This window comes from Scandinavium sp. (assembly GCF_036271055.1).
GTDB lineage: Bacteria > Pseudomonadota > Gammaproteobacteria > Enterobacterales > Enterobacteriaceae > Scandinavium.
Genome location: NZ_DATBBJ010000099.1, coordinates 35,623 through 55,055 on the forward strand (window position 1 = coordinate 35,623; position 19,433 = coordinate 55,055).

Genomic DNA, 19,433 nt, shown 5'->3' on the forward strand with positions numbered 1-19,433 from the left:
TGTGTTGTTTATCGGATGTTATTTTAAAGCCGCAGGCGATTATAAACCCTATTTAGCCTGTGGTTTTATCTCAAGGACATCCTATGAAAACCTCTCTGTTTAAAAGCCTCTATTTCCAGGTGCTGTCGGCCATCGCGATAGGTATTTTGCTCGGCCATTTCTACCCGGAACTGGGCGCGCAAATGAAACCGCTTGGCGATGCCTTCGTTAAGCTCATTAAAATGGTTATCGCCCCTGTTATCTTCTGCACCGTGGTCACCGGCATTGCGGGTATGGAGAGCATGAAAGCGGTGGGTCGCACGGGCGCGGTGGCGCTGCTCTATTTTGAAGTGGTCAGCACGCTGGCGCTGATTATTGGTCTGGTGATTGTGAACCTGGTACAGCCGGGCGCGGGGATGAACGTTGACCCTGCCACACTGGATGCGCATGCGGTGGCGGTCTATGCCGAGCAGGCGAAAGATCAGGGTGTCGTTGGCTTCCTGCTGGATATTATTCCGTCCAGCGTCATCGGCGCATTTGCTAGCGGCAACATCCTGCAAGTGTTGTTGTTCGCGATTATGTTTGGCTTTGCCCTGCATCGCTTAGGCCACAAAGGCCAGCTGATTTTCAATGTGATCGAAAGTTTCTCGCAGGTCATCTTCGGCATTATCAACATGATTATGCGTCTCGCACCGATTGGTGCGTTCGGGGCGATGGCCTTCACCATCGGCAAATACGGTGTCGGCACGTTGGTGCAACTGGGGCAGTTGATTATCTGCTTCTATATCACCTGTATTCTGTTCGTGGTGGTGGTGCTGGGGACTATCGCTCGTGTGACGGGTTTCAGCATTTTCAAATTTATCCGCTATATCCGCGAAGAGCTGCTGATTGTGCTTGGCACATCATCGTCCGAATCCGCACTGCCGCGCATGCTGGATAAAATGGAGAAACTCGGCTGCCGTAAATCGGTGGTGGGGCTGGTTATTCCGACGGGCTACTCTTTTAACCTCGATGGCACGTCTATTTATCTGACGATGGCGGCGGTGTTTATCGCTCAGGCGACCAACAGCCATATGGATATCTTCCATCAAATTACGCTGCTGGTGGTGTTGCTGCTCTCTTCGAAAGGTGCGGCAGGGGTGACAGGCAGTGGCTTTATCGTGCTGGCAGCAACACTTTCTGCAGTGGGCCATTTACCGGTTGCCGGTTTGGCGCTGATTTTGGGCATTGACCGCTTTATGTCAGAAGCGCGAGCGCTCACTAACCTTGTGGGTAACGGCGTGGCGACTATCGTGGTGGCGAAATGGGTGAAACAACTCGATACGCAAAAACTCGACGATACGCTCAATAACCGTGCAACGGCTGACAAACCACACGAAATATCCTCGTAATACCGCAACTTATCCCCCAAATACGCCCGTAGTCGCTTGATGCGCTACGGGCTCCTGCGCATAATTGACCATATTTTTCGTCGCACGTGTGACATTTCAATTTTTGCACGGTCTAAACGACGTATTTAACTCATTATAATGACCATGAGTTGTCTTTTGTTACTCTACATTGGCGAGTCGCAGGCAGGCTGCAACTTGAAGAATGTGAGTATATAACCAGGATTGTTGATTCAGGGGTTCAGATGCAGGGCAGAAAAATTCGACTCATCGCGGGCGGAATGCTGATGATGGCAGCTGCGGGCTATGCGCAAGCAGAGGCGCTCCAGCCAGACCCGGCATGGCAACAGGGAACACTGGATAACGGTTTTCAGTGGCAGGTTTTAGCCACCCCGCAGCGCCCAAGCGACAGGGTTGAAGTCCGTCTTCAGGTCAATATTGGTTCTCTGAGCGAAAGCACGCAGCAGGCGGGCTTCAGCCACTTTATTCCTCGTCTGGCGCTCTCGCAGAGCGGCAGTCTACCGACGATGCAGGCCCGTTCATTGTGGCAGCAAGGGATCGATCCTCAGCATCCCATGCCCCCGGCCATCGTCTCCTACGATTACACCCTTTTCAGCCTGAGTCTGCCGAACAACCGCAATGATCTGCTGAAAGAGGCGCTGACCTGGTTGTCTGATACCAGCGGCAAATTGAACGTCACCCCGGAAGCCATTAATCACGCGTTAGGCGGTGAAGACATGGTGATGACCTGGCCGCAAGACCCGAAAGAGGGCTGGTGGCGTTATCGCATGAAAGGTTCCGCGATGCTGGGTCACGATCCGACGGAACCGCTGAAACAACCGATTGATGCAGAACAACTGAAAAGCTTCTACCAGAAATGGTACACCCCGGATGCGATGACCCTGATTGTGGTCGGCAACGTCGACAGCCGCAGCATCAGCGAGCAAATCAATAAAATCTTTGGTGGGCTGAAAGGCAAACGCCAAACGCCAGCAGCAGTACCGACGCTGGCTCCGCTCGCGCCAACGGCGGTCAGTATCATGACCGACGCGGTCCCACAGGATCGCCTCTCTATCATGTGGGACACGCCGTGGGCACCGATTCGTGAGTCTGCTGCGCTGCAACGCTACTGGCGTGCCGATTTAGCCCGCGAAGCGCTGTTCTGGCACGTGCAGCAGAATCTGAGCAAAACCAATGTGAAAGATGTTGGCATCGGCTTCGATTGCCGGGTGTTATATCTGCGTGCGCAGTGCGCCATTAACGTTGATTCCCCGAATGATAAGCTGAATAACAACCTGGGCCTGGTGGCGCGTGAACTGGCAAAAGTTCGTGAAGAAGGGCTGACGCAGGAAGAGTTTAATGCGCTGATTGCGCAGAAAAATCTTGAACTGCAAAAGCTGTTTGCTACTTATGCGCGCACCAATACTGACCTGCTGATAAGTCAGCGGATGCGTGCGCTGCAAAATCAGGTGGTAGATATCGCACCAGAGCAGTACCAGAAGCTACGCCAGGAATTTTTAAGCTCTCTGACGGTTGAAGGTTTGAATCAGGATCTGCGTCAGCAGCTTTCACAGGATATGGCGTTGATTCTCCAGCAGCCGAAAGGCGAGCCGGAATTCAATATGAAAGACCTGCAAGAAACGTGGAATAAGCAGATGGCACCGACAACGCCTGCCGCAGCACCTGCCGCGAGTGACGATCATCAGGATGTAACGGATATTCCGCCAGGGCAGTAAATCTGGATGGCAGTAACGATTTCCCTCTCTGAAAGGAGAGGGTGACGAAAAGGGCATCTGACAGCGTCGATGCCCTTTTCTGTTATGCAGGCATGGCTTCGCGAGGAATGATCGCCCCGCGATACTGAATCACGGTGCTGGCAGTCAGATGGCCACGCTGTGCTGCTGCTGCTGCGTCACCGCCGGTCAAACGTACGGCCAGATAACCGGCGCTGAATGAATCACCCGCCGCAGTGGTATCTACGACTTTTTCTTTCGGCAATTTCACCGCCGGGACTTCAACTACGCTTTCTTCTGCCAGTGACACCAGGCAAGAATCTGCCCCGCGCTTGATCACCACTTCACTCACGCCAGCGGTGTGCGTGCGAGCCATCACTTCTTCAACCGGCTTTTCGCCCCACAGCGCGTCTTCATCATCGAGTGTCAGGAACGCGATGTCAGTACAGGCCAGCATTTGCTGATAAACCTGTTGCGTCTCTTCACGACTCGCCCACAGGCGCGGGCGATAGTTGTTATCGAAAATGACTTTTCCGCCGTTGGCACGGCATTCGTGCAGCAGCGTGAACAGCTTTTCGCGACTCGCTGGGCTTAAAATCGCCAGACTAATGCCGCTCAGATAGAGATAGTCAAAAGTCGCCAGCTCTTCGCAGATGGCAGCTGACTGCTCGCTCTCCAGCCAGAATTTCGCAGCCGCTTCGTTGCGCCAGTAATAAAACGTGCGCTCGCCGGTTTCGTCGGTCTCGATGTAATACAGGCCCGGCATACGGTTCGCCATACGTTGAATCAGACGGGTATCGACATTCTCATTTTGCCACGCGTCTAACATCTGCTGGCTAAAGCTATCGGTGCCCAGTGCGGTGATGTAACTCACCTGCAAATCACTCTGCGCGACCTGGCGAGCGATATAAACAGAGGTGTTCAGCGTGTCGCCGCCAAAGCCGCGGTTCACCGCAGAGCCTTTCTCTGATAGCTCAATCATGCATTCGCCAATGACGGCAATTTTCTTAGACATAGTCGTCAAGCCTTCCCGGAATCGAAAAATTAGCGTTAGTGTGCGCTGAGGGTGTTTGGGGGTCAACTATATTAAAACATCGTTCCATTATTTTTTTGAACTGGCGCGGATTCTCCTTCAATACTCGTTGCACAGAAACACAAAATGCCAGCGTTGGACATAAAGTTCTCACTGTCAGCGCCGATAACCCAATGACGAGTTCCGACAGATTCCCCTATTAACAGGACAGCTGAGATGAAGTTAAAGCAGGTAATCCAGCAGCTAAGCATTCCCGATGCAGGCATTGAAGGCCTACAGGAGCGGCGCTATTGGCTGGAGTGTGAGCGTGCTTATACTTACCAGCCGATCTACAAAACCGATGGCTCTTTAATGGCCGTAGAATTGCTGACGGTGGTGACGCACCCGGAGCATCCCGGGCAACGCATTGCCCCGGATCGCTATTTTGCTGAAGTGGCGGTGCGCCAGCGTATTGATGTCATCAAAGAGCAATTGGCCGTGCTTATCGCAAAACGCGCGTTCTTCGCTGACAACGGCATTCTGGCGTCCGTGAACGTCGATGGTCCAACGTTGCTGGCGATGCGCCAGGACCCGTCATTAATGGCGCAGATTGAAAATATTCCCTGGCTGCGCTTTGAGCTGGTGGAGCATATTCGTCTGCCGAAGGATTCTTCGTTTGCTTCACTGTGTGAGTTTGGCCCGCTGTGGCTCGATGATTTTGGCACGGGGATGGCGAACTTCTCGGCGCTGAGCGAAGTCCGTTACGACTACATCAAAGTCGCGCGCGACCTGTTCATCATGCTGCGTAAAACCCCGGAAGGCCGCAATTTGTTCGAGCTGCTGATCCAACTGATGAACCGTTATTGTCATGGTGTCATTGTGGAAGGCGTTGAGACGCTGGAAGAGTGGCGCGACGTCCAGCAATCCCCGGCACATGCGGCTCAGGGGTACTTCCTGTCACGTCCTGTTCCGATGGCGACGCTTGAGGATGTAATGCTCAATCTGGCCTGATATGCCGTCCTTTCTGTCAGCCTCAACTATATTCATAAAAAGGTGAGGCAAAACAGGAGCGTTCCCGGCATGACCAAAACCAGCAAAGTCATCAGTATTACGTTTGCGACGTTAGTTCTGCTTATCGTCGTCATCGTGATCATTATCGCGACCTTCGACTGGAATCGCCTGAAACCCACCATCAACCAGAAAGTGTCTGCGGAGCTGAACCGACCGTTCGCTATTCGCGGCGATCTGGGTGTGGTCTGGGAGCGTCAGCCGACGGAAACCGGTTGGCGAAGCTGGGTGCCGTGGCCGCACGTCCACGCTGACGACATCATTCTCGGCAACCCGCCGGATATCCCTGAAATCACCATGGTGCATCTGCCGCGTGTTGAAGCTACTTTGGCCCCGTTAGCGCTACTGACCAAAACCGTCTATCTGCCGTGGATCAAGCTGGTTCAGCCGGATGCGCGCATCATTCGTTTGTCGGAAAAAACCAATAACTGGACCTTCAATCTGGCCTCTGCCAATGCCGATCAGAAAAACGCCCAGCCGTCCTCGTGGTCATTCAAACTGGATAACATCTTGTTTGATCGCGGGCGGATCAAAGTGGATGACAAGGTGACCCGCGCCGATATTGAGATCTTCGTCGATCCGCTGGGTAAACCGCTGGCGTTCAGTGAAGTCACGGGCGATAAGGGCAAAAGCGGCGCAGCGAAGCCGGGCGACTATGTGTTTGGGCTGAAAGCTGACGGGCGCTACAACGGCGAGCCGTTAACCGGCACGGGGAAAATTGGCGGAATGCTGGCGCTGCGCAGTGAAGGCACGCCGTTCCCGGTTCAGGCTGATATTCATTCCGGCAACACGCGGGTCGCTTTCGACGGCACGGTGAACGATCCAATGAAAATGGGCGGCGTTGATTTGCGCCTGAAATTCTCCGGTGATTCCCTCGGCCAACTCTACGACTTAACCGGCATTGTTTTGCCCGATACACCGCCGTTTGAAACGGACGGGCATTTGGTAGCCAAAATCGACACCGAGAAAGGCTCTGTGTTTGATTATCGTAATTTTAACGGGCGCATTGGTGACAGCGACATTCACGGCACACTGAAATACAGCACCAGCAAACCTCGGCCGAAACTGGAAGGTGACATGGAGTCGAAACAGTTACGGTTAGCGGATTTAGGTCCGCTGATTGGCGTTGATTCCGGGAAAGGCACCAAAACGAAAGAAGTCAAAAAGGACCCGCAGCCTGCCGGAAAAGTGCTGCCCTATGATCGTTTTGAAACCGATAAATGGGCCGTTATGGACGCCGACGTGCGCTTCAAGGGCGGGCGTATCCAGCATGGCAGCACTTTGCCGCTCAATAATCTTTCGACTCATGTCATTCTGGATCGTGGTGATTTGCGCCTGGAGCCGCTGAAATTCGGCATGGCGAACGGCACGATTAATGCCAATATCCATCTGGCGGGTAATAAAAAACCGATGCAGGGCGAAGCGGATATACAGGCCCGAAGGCTGCGACTCAAAGAATTGATGCCGAACGTCGAGCTGATGCAGAAAACGTTGGGTGAGCTCAACGGTGACGCCAAATTGCGCGGGACGGGCAATTCTGTCGCGGCGCTTCTGGGTTCGAGCGACGGTAACCTGAAACTGCTGATGAATGATGGCGTGGTCAGCCGTAACCTGATGGAAATTCTCGGCCTGAACGTCGGCAACTTTATCATCGGGCAGATCTTTGGTGACGATGAAGTGCGGGTGAACTGTGCGGCGGCGAATGTCGATATCAATCACGGTGTGGCGCGCCCGCAAATCCTCGCGTTTGATACTGAAAATGCCCTGATAAACGTCACCGGTACGGCGAGCTTTGCTTCGGAGCAACTGGATTTGACTATCGATCCGGAAAGTAAGGGGATTCGTATCATCACCCTGCGTTCGCCGCTGTACGTGCGCGGTACGTTCAAAAATCCGGATTATGGTGTAAAAGCAGGGCCGTTAATCGTGCGCGGTGCAGTAGCGGCGGCGCTGGCGACATTAGTGACGCCAGCGGCAGCGTTGTTGGCATTGGTTTCACCGTCCGAAGGCGATGCTAATCAATGCCATGTGATTTTGTCGCAGATGCGGAAGTAGCGCAGCCCGGCGACACTTCGTTTGTACAGGCCTACAGAATTTGTAGGCCCGATAAGCGTTAGCGTCATCCGGCACAGAGAGGCTTACAGCGACTGATGGCGAGTTTCATGCGTGAGGATCAGCGCAATCAGCGTCAGGGCCGCCATTGACGCCAGATAGTAACCGACATACGCAAGACCATAAGTTCCGGTCAGCCAGGCGGCGATGTACGGTGCTACGGATGCCCCGAGAATCGACGACACGTTATAAGAGAACGATGCCCCGGTGTAGCGCACTTCTGTTGGGAAAAGCTCTGGCAGCAGCGCGCCCATTGGGCCGAAGGTTAGCCCCATCAGGCTTAAACCGAGCAACAGATAAGCCATAACCAGCGTCGGATTGCCGGAACCCAGCAGCGGCTGGAACACGAACAGACCAAACAGAATAATCAGCGTGGTAATGGTAATCATGCTCTTACGGCGACCAAAACGGTCGGCCAGCAGACCTGCAATCGGCACCATCACACCAAAACCAATTACCGCCATCATCAGCATCCATAGCACTTCATTACGCGGCAGACCCAGGCCGTGCGGCACTGCAGCGGTGCTGTAAGTCATGGAATATACCGTCATGATGTAGAACAGCGTGTAGGTCGCCAGCATGATGAAGGTGCCGAGAACCGTGACACGAAGATGCTTGCTGAGCAGCGTGCCCATTGGCACTTTGACCTGTTTCTTCGCGGCGGCCACTTTGGCAAACACCGGGGTTTCATGCAGAGAAACGCGCACGTACAGGCCGATAATCACCAGCACGGCGGAGAAGATAAACGGTACGCGCCAGCCCCAGCTCATGAACTGTTCGTCGGTCAGCAGCCAGGAGAGCAGCAGGAAAGTGCCGTTGGCAAAGAAGAAGCCAATCGGCGCACCGAGTTGCGGGAAAGAGCCATACAGCGCGCGTTTCTTCGGTGGCGCGTTTTCGGTTGCCAATAACGCAGCGCCACCCCATTCACCGCCGAGTCCCAGACCCTGACCAAAACGTGCCAGCGCTAACAGCATCGGTGCGAGAATGCCGATGGTTTCGTAGCTCGGCAGCAGGCCGATAACCACCGTAGAAATACCCATCGTCAGTAACGAAGCAACCAGCGTCACTTTACGGCCAACACGATCACCGAAGTGACCGAACAGCGCAGAACCAATTGGACGCGCTACGAATGCGATGGCGAACGTCGCAAGGGATTGCAGCGTAGCGGCGGCCGGATCACCCTGCGGGAAGAAAATATGCGGGAAGACGATAACTGCCGCAGTGGCGTAAATATAAAAGTCGAAGAACTCAATGGCGGTGCCAATAAGCGAAGCCACGACGACTTTGTTGCGTGAGTTTACCGGGGCGATATCCTGGTTAGTTTCGAGTGTTGTGGCAGCAGATTCCATAGTCTTTTCTTATTTTTTGGCGAACGAACAGCCATATTACGCACAGCAAAAGCGACATTTCAATGTGTAACAAACTCGCCGATTGGCTGAAAATCAGGCAAAAAGTGAATAATTTTCAGACCAGTAAATTAACTTCTATGAAATGCTTCACATTATTTCATTATTGGTTGATAAAACTGGTTTTTGGTTAAAGAAAAGTTACGGACTGGATTTATCTGCTGAGAAGAGGGTTCGGGTTGACGTTTCAACCCGATAACCGATTTTAGCGGTGGGATTTGCCCGGCATGCGCGGGTCGTCTTTGTATTCGGCTGTGGCAATCCACGCCGCACAGAATAGCGTCAGGCGGGCGAAGAAATAGAAGAACGCCATGATGCCCAGAACCGAACCGAAGGCCGCACCGGACGGGGATTTCACCAGCGCAGGCAGTGTCCAGGTCATGATGATTTTAATCACTTCAAAACCGATAGCCGCAATAAAAGTGCCGCGAATCAGCGCTTTTCGGCGCGGACGATGACGCGGTAAGCGCCAGAAAATCCAGAAAAACAGCAGATAGTTGGCGAGAATCGAAATGGCGAGGCCAATCAGTCGCCACGCGGGTTTCAGCCACTCAATCGCATCCAGGTGCAGCGCCGAGATAATCATCTGCTGCGCAGACCCGGCGACTGAGGTGATGGAGAGAGTCACAACCAGCGCGACCAGCAGACCAATCAGCGAAATGAAATCGCGAAAATACTTAACCCAAATTTTCTCCTGGTCTTGCGGCGTGCGTTCCCACACATCGCGCGACTGGGCGCGAATCGCTTCACGCAGGTTCCCCATCCAGTTAACGCCCGAATACAGCGCGACTAACAGGCCGACAATCCCAACGGTCGTGCGCTGTTGAACCGCTGTGCTGATGGTGTTTTTCAGCGTCGCGGCGAGCATGGGGTCGCTGACGTTAAGCAGGATTTTGTCGAAAATGTCCTGCAACAGTGTCGGGTGCGAGGCAAGAACAAAACCGGCTGCCGCAAATGACACCATCAGAATTGGGATCATCGACAGGAAGGAGAAATAGGTGATGGCCGCGCCAAACTGGTTGCCAAGCCTGTCGTTGAAACGTTCGGCGGCACGGATCAGGTGGGCGATAAACGGCTGGCGCTGCACTTTTTGCGCCGTGCCTGTGGCTTTACTCAGGGCACCGCTGGCCCGCTGTTTCATGCCCGTTTTGGATGCCTCTTCCGTATCCATTTTCCTGACGGGGTCGTACTCGAGATCCTGAGTGGGGCGTTTTGCGTCGTTGTCCGGCGTCATCAGGTGCATATTCCTTATTTTAACAACCTAAACGAAATTATAGACGATGAGGTGCTGAAAATTGACGGAAACTCATGCTGTTCAGTCCACATAGCTTTTTAAAATTTCCGTTAACCATTCCATAAACAGATGAACGCGACGTGAAAGATTGCGACGGTGCGGGTAAATGAGCGACACCGGCATCGGCTCCGGACGGTAATTCGGCAGAATTTCGACCAGCGTTCCACTGCGCAATGCTGCTTTTACGCCAACGCGTGGCACCTGAATAATCCCAAGCCCTGCAAGGCAGGCCGCGTGGTAGGTTTCGGTGCTGTTGACCGTTAACACACCGCCGGTTTTCAACCAGCGGGTCTGATTATCACTGCTGATTTCAAAGCCCTGTGGGCGCACACCGAGGCTGGTGGCGTAGTGAACCAGCGCATGGCTATCAAGATCTTCGAGCGTTTCCGGATAGCCAAAACGCGCCAGATAATCTGGGCTGGCGCAATTAATAACGGTCAGTTTACCGATCGGGCGCGCCACTAATCCGGAGTCTTTCAGCGTCCCCACGCGTACTACGCAGTCGAATCCTTCCCGAATCACATCCACCAGGCGGTCGCTGCTGCTTAGTTCCAGTTCAATGCCCGGATACTGTTGCAGAAACGTCGGCAGTTTTGGAATGATTAAATTTCGAGCAACGCCGACGGGCATATCAACACGCAGCCGTCCACTGATGCTGGTGGGGTCATGCTGGAACATCCCGTCGAGTTCATCGAGGTTACTGAGTAAATCTTTGGCGCGTTCGTAATAGACCATGCCATCTTGCGTAAGCTGCACGCGGCGGGTGGTGCGGTGTAAAAGGCGTACGCCGAGCAGGTTTTCCAGCGCCTGGATTTGACGCGATACGCTGCCTTTTGGCAGGCCGAGCGACTCTGCCGCGCGCGAAAAACTCTCCAGTTCCGCGACGCGAATAAACAGCTGCATTGCGTGAATTTTATCCATAGCCAACGCCTTTTGTTGTTCTGATTGAAACAATGAAACGTAATTTACCGTCTTTATTGACTATATGTAACCTAATAAGCTCTCTCTCACTGATTACTTATCCGAAATGAGGTGGGTTATGACTCAACGTATTGCTTTAATCACTGGCGGTAGCCGTGGGCTGGGAAAAAATGCGGCGCTGAAGCTAGCGGCGAAAGGAATTCATATTGTGCTGACGTACAACAGCAATCAACAGGAAGCGCAAAAAGTTGTCGCGGAAATTGAACAACTTGGCGTTAAAGCCGCTGCATTACAGCTGAATGTCGCCGATGTCTCTGGGTTCGAACATTTTGCCGAACAGGTACAGAAAACGCTGCAACAGATCTGGCAGCGTGACACGTTTGATTATTTAGTGAACAACGCCGGAATTGGTTTATACGGTGCGTTTGCTGAGACCAGCGAGGCGGTGTTTGATGAATTAATGAACATCCACTTTAAAGGCCCGTTCTTCCTGACGCAGCGTCTGTTGCCGATGATTCAGGATGGCGGTCGCATTCTGAATGTTTCGACAGGGCTGGCACGTTTTGCGCTCCCGGGGTTTGCGGCGTATGCCTCGATGAAAGGCGCGATGGAAGTGCTGACGCGCTATCAGGCCAAAGAGTTGGGCGCGCGCGGGATTTCGGTCAATATCATCGCCCCTGGCGCAATTGAAACCGATTTTGGTGGTGGACGCGTACGTGATAACGCCGAGATGAATCAGCATATCGCCGCTCAAACGGCGCTGGGCCGCACCGGCCTCCCGGACGATATTGGTGGCGCAATCGCGGCCCTGCTCAGCGATGAGTTGGGTTGGATGAACGCTCAGCGTATCGAGGTTTCAGGCGGTATGTTCCTGTAATTTCTACACAGGTAGACGCGCGCCACAGGGCAGTTTTGCCTGATGGCGCTGCGCTTAACAGGCCTGTGGTCCAGTCATGTAGGCCCATGCAAGCGAAGCGCCGCTGGGCATTCAGCGTTGATATTCGCTGCGCAACAATCCCAACAGCCAGTCGTTATGCCATTTTCCGGCCAGCCAAAAGTTTTCCCGCAGTTCCCCTTCCAGAACAAAGCCTGTTTTTTCCAGAACGCGACGCGATGCCATGTTTCCGGCCGTCACCGTGGCGGTTAGCCGTCGCACTTCACCAGCGGCGAAGGCAAAATCACACACTGCACGTAACGACTCCGTGGCAAACCCCTTTCCCTGGGCAACAGGGGCAAAAATAAAACCCACTTCTGCACAGTCTGTTTCCCGATGGATATAGCCCGTCACGCCGAGCGGTTCACCCGTCTCTGTTTCCCGAACCACCAGGCTTAGCCAGTGCGCCGCACCCGGCGTCCAGTCCGGCAATCGCGACTCAAAGATTTCTCGAATCTGGCTTTCCGTTCGTGGTTCAGACACGTAACGCATGACGTCAGCGTTCTGTTGCAGTGCCAAAAAGAACGGCCAGTCTGCTTCGCACAGTGATTCACAACTCAGCCTTGGGGTGGCGATTTGTATCATCGTATTTACTCCGGTGACTTTTAGCGGTTTATAGACGGATTAGCGCGCAGGACTCTGATGTAATCTATTCTTAACTGTCTAATAACAAAAATAAAACCTGGTAATTAACATGGTTAATTAATTTAGCTTAGGTAAGGAAATCGATGCACACGGCATCACACTATTCCGGCGATCAATTTGAGCATTGTCTGGTGATGATCCGCCAGGCGGGAGTGGAGATCCTCTCCCTGTTGAAAGTCCATACCGCTGAAGCCAAAGATCTCCGCTGGTTCCTGGAACAAATGGAACAGGCACGCCTGAATCTGGGCGGGTGGGCAAACGTGGCCCGCCGGTTAAACCTCAATGATGCTCAGCTCAGCGATTTTACGCTGCAATTGCGTCACCTTCAGCAAATCGTGCCGGTGTATGAAAGCGGCCAGGCGGTAAGTGAAAATCAGCTGATCGCCGCGTTACGTTTTTCTGCGGCGCTGGAGTTTGTACGCAAGCGGCAGCCGCTGCTGACCTTTACCTCCATTTCAGGTGATGACAGCGACGAACGGCAGGAGCAGGCCCAACGGCAAATGCGGGCGCTCACCTTGACCCTCAAGGCGCTGATCAATCAGGCGTTTCCTGATGCCACCCGTCTCAATGATTTCCTTAAACTGCAGTTTGGTGCTGACAGCGTGCGCCAGTGGCTCGCCAACAGCGAGGCAGGAAATATTCTGTCGGGGATGCAGTTCAGTGAGCTGGCGCTGTTGGTCATCGATAAAAAAACGTTTGCCCGCCACTATTCCTCTTTGTTTAACGCGGCGGCGGCGCTGACGTTTCTGGCGGAACAGCGTGTGACGCTGCATGCGTTTCTGGAAGATTGTCGGGTGATGCGTAATGCCATTCTGGCCCAGCGCCCGTTGACAACCACCGAGCTGGCGCTGCTCGATAATTATCTGCACCAGATTGCTGGCCCTATCCAGCGCGCGTTTGAACAGGGGCGAACCCGCATTAATCCGGCGTCGTTTATAGCCGTAGACAGCAGCGAACTGCATCATTTCTGGGAACATGCGCGCAGCAAAGATCGTGCTTTGGGCGGCGATAACCAGCCGGTGCCTGAGGGTATCGACCCGCCTAAGAAAGCGAAAGTCAGCGACCCGGCGGAGCGAGAGCAGCTGATTTCTTCACTGCTGTGGGGCGTGGTCGGCCTGGTGATACTGGTGATGGCGTTGGGATCGCTGTGGATGTTCAGCAACAGCACGCCAGAAGAATCGGTCGCCCAGGCCCACGACACATTCGCGGGATCCTCGGAACAGGGCGAGGGAGTACTGACGCCACGGGATAAGCTGGCTCAGAAGGGGATCCGATGGGATATCAACAATCTGCGAGCGGCTATCGATCGCAACGATATCTACGTGACGACGCTCTTTTTGCAGGGTGGAATGAACTGGCAGCTCTCATGGACCGAGCAGGCACAGGCTTTCCGTTATGATCAGGTGCTGGCGCTGCTGCTGCGCTATCGGCTGCAAATGGATGAGCCTAAACCTTGCCGCCGCTTTATCTCAAACCTGAGCCATGCCATGGCAGCCGGCGAATCCTTAACCTCGATCCGCAAATCCTATCTGCAGGCATTTTGTTCCTCGCCCGGCGTGGTGGCACGCCAGCGCTATAACGTCTCGCAGGCGCAGCGACGGGCAGATGCCACGCCGAACGAAGAGAATAAAAAATGGCTAACTATTCAGTCTGCTATTTACGATGTCATCAATTAACGGCGAGCGTAAAGAAGGGCCAGTCTGCTTCATACAGTGATTCTCAGCTCATCCTTGAGGGGGGATTTTTATCATCGTATTAACTCCGGTGATTTTTAGCGGTTTATAGGCCAATTGCACGCCAATAGAATGATGTAGTCTAATTCCCGGCTGTATAAAAATAAAACTAAAACCTTGTAATTTACATGGTAAATTAATTTTGATTAGGTAAGGAAATTAGATGCACACAGCATCATTTAATTCTGGCAGGCAGTTTGAACAATGTGTGAGTGTTGTTCGCCAGGCAGGGATGGAAATTCTTTCCCTATTGGACGTACATACTGCAGAAGTGAAAGATCTGCGTTGGTTTCAGGAGCAACTAGAACAGGCCCGGCTGAATCTGGGGGGATGGGCAAATGTCGCCCAACGGTTAAACCTCAATGATGCTCAACTCAGCGATTTTATCCTCCAGTTGCACCGTGTTCGGCAAGTCATACCGGTGTATGAGCGTGGGCAGGCGATTAATCAAGATCAGATGATCGCGGTGCTGCGCTTTGCAGCAGCCCAAGAATTTATACGCCAGCGCCAGCCGCTGCTGACGTTTGCCTCGGTGTCTGGTGCCGACGGTAAGGTATATCAGGAGCGAGCGCAGCGACAAATGCGTGCGCTGACATTGACGATGAAGGGATTAATTAACCAGGCCTATCCCGATCAATCAGGGCTAAATAATTTTCTCGAACGGCAGTTTGGGGCTGATAAAGTCCGTCACTGGTTGGCGAACAGCGATCCCGGGGATACGCTTTCCGGGATGCAGTTTAGTGAGCTGGCGCTGATTATCGTTGATAAAAAGACTTTCCTCCGCTACTACTCATCGATTTTTAATATGGCGTCGACGTTGACGTTTCTGGCAGAACGACAGGTCACACTGCATACTTTCCTCGAAGATTGCCGGGTGATGCGCAACGCGATTTTGGAGCGGCGCCCACTGACCGCCATCGAAATAGCGCTGCTTGACAACTATCTGCAACAAATTACTGAGCCAATACAGCGTGCTTTTAAGCTCGGACACACTGAGATCGATCCGGCTGCGTTTATGGCGATAGACAGCAATGAACTGCACCGATTCTGGGAACTTGCCCGTCACAAAGACCACTTACTGGGTGGTGATCTCTTGCCGATCCGTGAAAATATCGAACCGCCGCAAAAACGTTCGACGCACAACCAGCAAGAGCATAAAGAGTTAATTTCGACGGCTCTGTGGAGCACTGTGGGCATTACTATCATGGTGGTCAGCTTCGCCGTGCTATGCATGTTCAGCGATGCCACGCCTGAAGAACCGGTCATACAAGCCCAGGAAGTTCATCTCCCCGAGCCCAATCACAAAGTGCTGACACCGCGAGATAAACTGGCGGAGGAAGGGATCCATTGGGATACTGGCAATCTTCGTTCAGCCATCGATCGTAACGATGTAGACGTAACAAGGCTGTTTTTACAGGGCGGCATGAACTGGCAACTGGCATGGACAGACCATGCACAATCCTTTCATCACGAAGAAGTACTGGAACTGTTGCTGGCCCATCGTCGGCAAATGGAAGAGCACAAACCCTGCCATCGTTTTATCGCCAGCCTTAGTCATGCCATGGCCCGGGGTGAACCCTTGATGCCGATACAAAAATCGTATTTGCATGCGTTTTGTAGTGTGCCAGAGGAGATAGCACATCAACGCTCCAGCGTCTCCCAGGCAAAAAAACGGGCCCTGGCGAAGCCGGACGCGCAGAATAAAAAATGGCTAACCATTCAGTCAGCCATTTATAGCGCCATCGATTAACGGCGTTATGGCTCGCCATACAGGCCAATTAATCGGCGTACAACGCCATTGGTCCAGCCGAAACCATCCTGTAAGGGATATTCACCCCCGCCCCCTTCGCGGGGCGTGCCGCTGGCGATATGGTATTTCTCAATCAGCTTATAATGACGCTGATAAAAATGGTTGACCGTTTTCAGCCAGCTACGGGCGATTTCGTCGCCCAGCGTGTCGTTTCCGTACAGTTTGAAGCCCTGAATCGCCATCCACTGTAGCGGCGCCCAGCCGTTGGGGAAATCCCACTGTTCGCCGCTGTCATACTCCGTCGCCAGGATCCCGCCCGGTGTCAGCAGGCGCGTACGTACCGCGGTGTCGAGTTTATCTGCTTGTTCATGGGTGGCCATACCAACATACAGCGGCACCATGCTGGCGGCTGAAAATAGCCCCAGCTCTTCGCGCCGCCAGTCGTAATCGCGAAAACAGCCCTGTTCGTTATCCCACAGATAACGGGTGACGGCTGCCCGGCGTTCACTGGCCTTGTGGCGGAATTCCGTCTCGGTTTCCCGATCGCCTTTTAAACCGGAAATATTGGCGATGGTGTTTTCCAGTTTGAACAGAAAAGCGTTCAAATCTATCGGGATAAATTGCGTGGTGCGGATACTTGCCAGGCGAGTTGTGTCCCGTAGCCAGCGCGAGGAGTAATCCCAGCCGGATTCCGCACCTGCGCGTAAATCGCGATAGACCTCATTCGGTGGACGGCCTGAATGGCGTGCGGTTTCCACGTCTTCCAGCCAGGATTCATCTCGTGGCGTGTCGCGGTCATCCCAGTAGCGATTGAGCAGCGATCCGTCCGGCATGCGTACAACGTGCCGCCAGGCTTGATTCGGTAGCAGATTGCCCGAGCCATCCATCCAGAAGTTGTACTCCATTTTGAGATGGTCAAGATAGCGCTTCGCACCGCGCACGCCATCTTCCTCGAACAGTTCCACCATCAGAGCGAAAACCGGTGGCTGTGAGCGGCTGAGATAATACGTGCGGTTACCGTTTGGAATATGGCCGTAGCGCTCGATCATCCAGGCGAAGTTATCCGCCATGCACTTGAGTAAATCTTCACGTCCGCTTTCCGCAAGACCCAACATGGTGAAGTAGGAATCCCAATAATAGGTCTCGGTGAAGCGCCCGCCGGGAACGATATAGGATTGCGGGAGTGCGAGTAGCGAAGACCAGGGAATATGGTCCTGCGGCTCGCGAGTCAGGATCGGCCACAGGGTTTCGATGTGTTCTTTTAAGGTCTTGTTAGGATCGGAAACATAGTCGTCGCCATTCCCTTCCGGCAGCCAGAAATGTTCTTCGACAAAGGCTCGCAGGTTAAAGCCCGGCAAACGTTTCTGCTGACGAAAGCGGATCAGGATATCCAGCGGATCCATTTTCGGCGCGCAGTCGGGAAAGGTTTTACTGTCGGCAAAAATCCGCGCGGCCTGGACACGCTCAAACAGTTCAAGATAACGGTCGGCGGGGGTGAGCGCATCGGATGCGGGCATCCCCTCGATCATTTCCGGTTCCGGCTCGACCTCGAACATTTCATCCAGTTTTAACTCGCACGGATCCGTGAGGTAGCAAAGCTCAGCTTCAAGTGCCTGCGCTTCGTCGGTGTCCGGGTTACGTAATTTCTGGTTGAACATAACGGTAAAAACCTCCGGATAGCGTCAAAACAAATTGCCGGGAAAAATCCGGCGCTCTATTAAGCGTAGACATTCGCTTCGATCTTCGGAAACGAAAGCGTGCGCTTCATCACATTTCTTGGTTTATCTCTGTTTGTGCTTTTCGGTTAATCTCATGTTTTCACAGAATAATCATGGAAAACGAGGCATAGTGAACGTTCTTCACTTTCAGAGCTTTCACTTTGCAACGAATTGTGAATAACGGTAGGGTGAGCCGCTCGCTATTTCGTCATTCTCCACCTCTTTATCTCAACAGGAAGGCAATATTGAAAGGGTTAATACTCCCTGTGCTGATTGCGTCTACACAGCTCTGCGGCTGTGCCGGAACGCTTTCGCAAATGAATATGCCTTCCAGTGAAGTGACTCAGGTGGCGCAAAATGGACGGGCGCTTTCCGTCGACGAACTCGTCACTGAATATATGCAGACCAAACAGGTGTCGGGCATGGTGGTGGCCGTTATTCAGCATAATGGCCCGGCGAAATTTTACTGCTATGGCGTCACGGATGCCAAAAACCATTACCCGATAACACCGGATACCCTGTTTGCGCTCGGTTCATTGAGTAAAGGGATTACCGCCGAGGTGATAACGCTGCTGGTGAACGAGGGGCGTTTACACTGGGATGACACACTGGATACGCTACTGCCACCGGGAACGCTGCTGAGTGCGGATGCGAAAAAAATCACGCTCCTGCAACTGGTGACGCACACTTCCGGTTTGCCGCGTCAGCCGATGAATTTGTTGTCGTTAGAGCATCTGGTGAGCTATCTGCGTGACGGCGAAAACTTCTATCAGGATTTGGACAGTGATGGCGTCCTGAATTATCTCAGTACTTTCAATGCGCCATTAACGCATGAGCCACGTTATTCCAATATTGGCTACGCCGTGCTCGGCTATATCCTGAAATATAAAACCGGGCAGTCGATTGAAACGTTGTCAGCGCAGAAAATTTTTCAGCCACTGGAAATGGACAATGCGAGCTTCGACCCGGAAAGTCTGCGAACCTTCCCGCAGCGCGCGTTAGGGCACGCGGGTGATCAGCCGAAATTTATTGCTCGGGGCGCGTTAACACCGGACTGGCAGTTCAGCAATAATATGGTCGGTGCGGCAAGCCTTTACAGTGATGCCAGGGATCTTATCGAATATACACGGGCGCATTTTTCTTCTACAGGCAATGCGTCGCTGGACAAAGCGTTTGCAGATGTCACTGTCGATTATTTCCCTCGAGAGAAGGAAGCGGCCAATATTGCATGGATAACCGATACCTACGGTCAGCAAAAAATCACGTATCAGGTGGGCTACATCGGTGGGTATTCCAGTTATATCGGATTCGATAAAGAAAACCAGAATGCGGTAGTGGTATTACAAAATAGCTTTAACTGGAGTAATTATATTGGGCATGCGCTATTAAAACGCATTGCCCAAAAATAAATCTGTTACCACTTCTTATCGAAGGCGTCGCGACGACCATCGCGGCGGTTTTCGCGCTTGTCCTGACGGCAACGGGAGTTGCTTTTATCATTGTCTTTAAAGCACTCTTGCTTCTTATCGCGACCTTCGGTGCGAGCATCCTGACGGGTGTTGCGAGCATCCTGGCGCTCGTTACTGCGATGCGTTGCATGAGCAGGGAGGGTCATGGCTGACAAGAGCGTCGCAGCCGTTAATACAGAAAGTATTGTTTTTTTCACGAAGATAAAACCTTATAAATAAATGCAAAGAATGACAATTAATATTATTAATATCAGCTCGCATAGTATCTCTT

At 52.9% G+C, this 19,433-nt stretch carries 15 protein-coding genes; 8 read left to right on the top strand and 7 right to left on the bottom strand.

What is annotated here, in order from left to right:
• Positions 1 to 83: 83 nt before the first annotated feature.
• Positions 84 to 1,370, top strand: a complete 1,287-nt coding sequence (locus VH187_RS20195; RefSeq protein ID WP_329703227.1) for a dicarboxylate/amino acid:cation symporter — start codon at positions 84 to 86, stop codon at positions 1,368 to 1,370.
• Positions 1,371 to 1,612: 242 nt separating this feature from the next.
• Positions 1,613 to 3,103 carry a M16 family metallopeptidase gene (locus VH187_RS20200; protein WP_329703228.1) on the top strand — a complete coding sequence of 497 codons (1,491 nt, stop codon included), beginning with the start codon at positions 1,613 to 1,615 and terminating at the stop codon, positions 3,101 to 3,103.
• A gap of 82 nt (positions 3,104 to 3,185) precedes the next feature.
• Here VH187_RS20200 and kdgK read toward each other — a convergent pair whose 3' ends face one another.
• Positions 3,186 to 4,115, bottom strand: coding sequence for a 2-dehydro-3-deoxygluconokinase (kdgK, locus tag VH187_RS20205; RefSeq protein WP_329703229.1), 930 nt, complete (start codon positions 4,113 to 4,115; stop codon positions 3,186 to 3,188).
• Between the two features lie 234 nt (positions 4,116 to 4,349).
• Between kdgK and pdeH the strand changes: the two genes are divergently transcribed.
• Entirely contained in the window at positions 4,350 to 5,123 is a 774-nt protein-coding gene (gene pdeH, locus VH187_RS20210; protein ID WP_329703230.1) for a cyclic-guanylate-specific phosphodiesterase, read from the top strand.
• A gap of 69 nt (positions 5,124 to 5,192) precedes the next feature.
• Entirely contained in the window at positions 5,193 to 7,235 is a 2,043-nt protein-coding gene (locus VH187_RS20215) for an AsmA family protein (RefSeq protein WP_329703231.1), read from the top strand.
• A gap of 83 nt (positions 7,236 to 7,318) precedes the next feature.
• Here VH187_RS20215 and VH187_RS20220 read toward each other — a convergent pair whose 3' ends face one another.
• From VH187_RS20220 to VH187_RS20230, 3 genes are all read right to left on the bottom strand, one after another.
• On the bottom strand, positions 7,319 to 8,641 hold the full coding sequence (locus VH187_RS20220) for an MFS transporter (RefSeq protein ID WP_329703232.1): 1,323 nt from the start codon (positions 8,639 to 8,641) through the stop codon (positions 7,319 to 7,321).
• A gap of 262 nt (positions 8,642 to 8,903) precedes the next feature.
• On the bottom strand, positions 8,904 to 9,932 hold the full coding sequence (gene yhjD / locus VH187_RS20225; RefSeq protein WP_329703233.1) for an inner membrane protein YhjD: 1,029 nt from the start codon (positions 9,930 to 9,932) through the stop codon (positions 8,904 to 8,906).
• A gap of 81 nt (positions 9,933 to 10,013) precedes the next feature.
• A complete protein-coding gene (locus VH187_RS20230) occupies positions 10,014 to 10,913 on the bottom strand; it encodes a LysR family transcriptional regulator (protein ID WP_329703234.1) in 900 nt (299 codons plus the stop codon).
• A gap of 118 nt (positions 10,914 to 11,031) precedes the next feature.
• Here VH187_RS20230 and VH187_RS20235 point away from each other — a divergent pair, with 118 nt between their 5' ends.
• Positions 11,032 to 11,790 (top strand): SDR family NAD(P)-dependent oxidoreductase, encoded by a 759-nt coding sequence (locus VH187_RS20235; protein ID WP_329703235.1) that lies wholly within the window; start codon positions 11,032 to 11,034, stop codon positions 11,788 to 11,790.
• A gap of 111 nt (positions 11,791 to 11,901) precedes the next feature.
• Here the strand turns inward: VH187_RS20235 and VH187_RS20240 are convergent, their stop codons facing one another.
• Positions 11,902 to 12,432, bottom strand: coding sequence for a GNAT family N-acetyltransferase (locus VH187_RS20240; RefSeq protein WP_329703236.1), 531 nt, complete (start codon positions 12,430 to 12,432; stop codon positions 11,902 to 11,904).
• Positions 12,433 to 12,575: 143 nt separating this feature from the next.
• Between VH187_RS20240 and VH187_RS20245 the strand changes: the two genes are divergently transcribed.
• Positions 12,576 to 14,168 carry an STY4199 family HEPN domain-containing protein gene (locus VH187_RS20245; protein WP_329703237.1) on the top strand — a complete coding sequence of 531 codons (1,593 nt, stop codon included), beginning with the start codon at positions 12,576 to 12,578 and terminating at the stop codon, positions 14,166 to 14,168.
• Positions 14,169 to 14,388: 220 nt separating this feature from the next.
• Positions 14,389 to 15,975: an STY4199 family HEPN domain-containing protein gene (locus VH187_RS20250; RefSeq protein ID WP_329703238.1), complete on the top strand. Its 1,587-nt coding sequence runs from the start codon at positions 14,389 to 14,391 to the stop codon at positions 15,973 to 15,975.
• Between the two features lie 5 nt (positions 15,976 to 15,980).
• Here the strand turns inward: VH187_RS20250 and VH187_RS20255 are convergent, their stop codons facing one another.
• Positions 15,981 to 17,633: an alpha,alpha-trehalase gene (locus VH187_RS20255; protein ID WP_329703239.1), complete on the bottom strand. Its 1,653-nt coding sequence runs from the start codon at positions 17,631 to 17,633 to the stop codon at positions 15,981 to 15,983.
• Between the two features lie 377 nt (positions 17,634 to 18,010).
• Between VH187_RS20255 and VH187_RS20260 the strand changes: the two genes are divergently transcribed.
• Positions 18,011 to 19,102 (top strand): serine hydrolase domain-containing protein, encoded by a 1,092-nt coding sequence (locus VH187_RS20260; protein WP_329703383.1) that lies wholly within the window; start codon positions 18,011 to 18,013, stop codon positions 19,100 to 19,102.
• A 5-nt stretch (positions 19,103 to 19,107) separates the two neighbouring features.
• Here VH187_RS20260 and VH187_RS20265 read toward each other — a convergent pair whose 3' ends face one another.
• Positions 19,108 to 19,359, bottom strand: a complete 252-nt coding sequence (locus tag VH187_RS20265) for a hypothetical protein (protein WP_329703240.1) — start codon at positions 19,357 to 19,359, stop codon at positions 19,108 to 19,110.
• Between the last annotated feature and the right edge of the window lie 74 nt (positions 19,360 to 19,433).

What these genes read in the sequence shown, in the direction of transcription:
- VH187_RS20195 (WP_329703227.1), top strand. Translation starts at nt 84, where the DNA reads ATGAAAACCTCTCTGTTTAAAAGCCTCTATTTCCAGGTGCTGTCGGCC.
- VH187_RS20200 (WP_329703228.1), top strand. Translation starts at nt 1,613, where the DNA reads ATGCAGGGCAGAAAAATTCGACTCATCGCGGGCGGAATGCTGATGATG.
- kdgK (WP_329703229.1), bottom strand. Translation starts at nt 4,115, where the DNA reads ATGTCTAAGAAAATTGCCGTCATTGGCGAATGCATGATTGAGCTATCA.
- pdeH (WP_329703230.1), top strand. Translation starts at nt 4,350, where the DNA reads ATGAAGTTAAAGCAGGTAATCCAGCAGCTAAGCATTCCCGATGCAGGC.
- VH187_RS20215 (WP_329703231.1), top strand. Translation starts at nt 5,193, where the DNA reads ATGACCAAAACCAGCAAAGTCATCAGTATTACGTTTGCGACGTTAGTT.
- VH187_RS20220 (WP_329703232.1), bottom strand. Translation starts at nt 8,641, where the DNA reads ATGGAATCTGCTGCCACAACACTCGAAACTAACCAGGATATCGCCCCG.
- yhjD (WP_329703233.1), bottom strand. Translation starts at nt 9,932, where the DNA reads ATGACGCCGGACAACGACGCAAAACGCCCCACTCAGGATCTCGAGTAC.
- VH187_RS20230 (WP_329703234.1), bottom strand. Translation starts at nt 10,913, where the DNA reads ATGGATAAAATTCACGCAATGCAGCTGTTTATTCGCGTCGCGGAACTG.
- VH187_RS20235 (WP_329703235.1), top strand. Translation starts at nt 11,032, where the DNA reads ATGACTCAACGTATTGCTTTAATCACTGGCGGTAGCCGTGGGCTGGGA.
- VH187_RS20240 (WP_329703236.1), bottom strand. Translation starts at nt 12,432, where the DNA reads ATGATACAAATCGCCACCCCAAGGCTGAGTTGTGAATCACTGTGCGAA.
- VH187_RS20245 (WP_329703237.1), top strand. Translation starts at nt 12,576, where the DNA reads ATGCACACGGCATCACACTATTCCGGCGATCAATTTGAGCATTGTCTG.
- VH187_RS20250 (WP_329703238.1), top strand. Translation starts at nt 14,389, where the DNA reads ATGCACACAGCATCATTTAATTCTGGCAGGCAGTTTGAACAATGTGTG.
- VH187_RS20255 (WP_329703239.1), bottom strand. Translation starts at nt 17,633, where the DNA reads ATGTTCAACCAGAAATTACGTAACCCGGACACCGACGAAGCGCAGGCA.
- VH187_RS20260 (WP_329703383.1), top strand. Translation starts at nt 18,011, where the DNA reads ATGAATATGCCTTCCAGTGAAGTGACTCAGGTGGCGCAAAATGGACGG.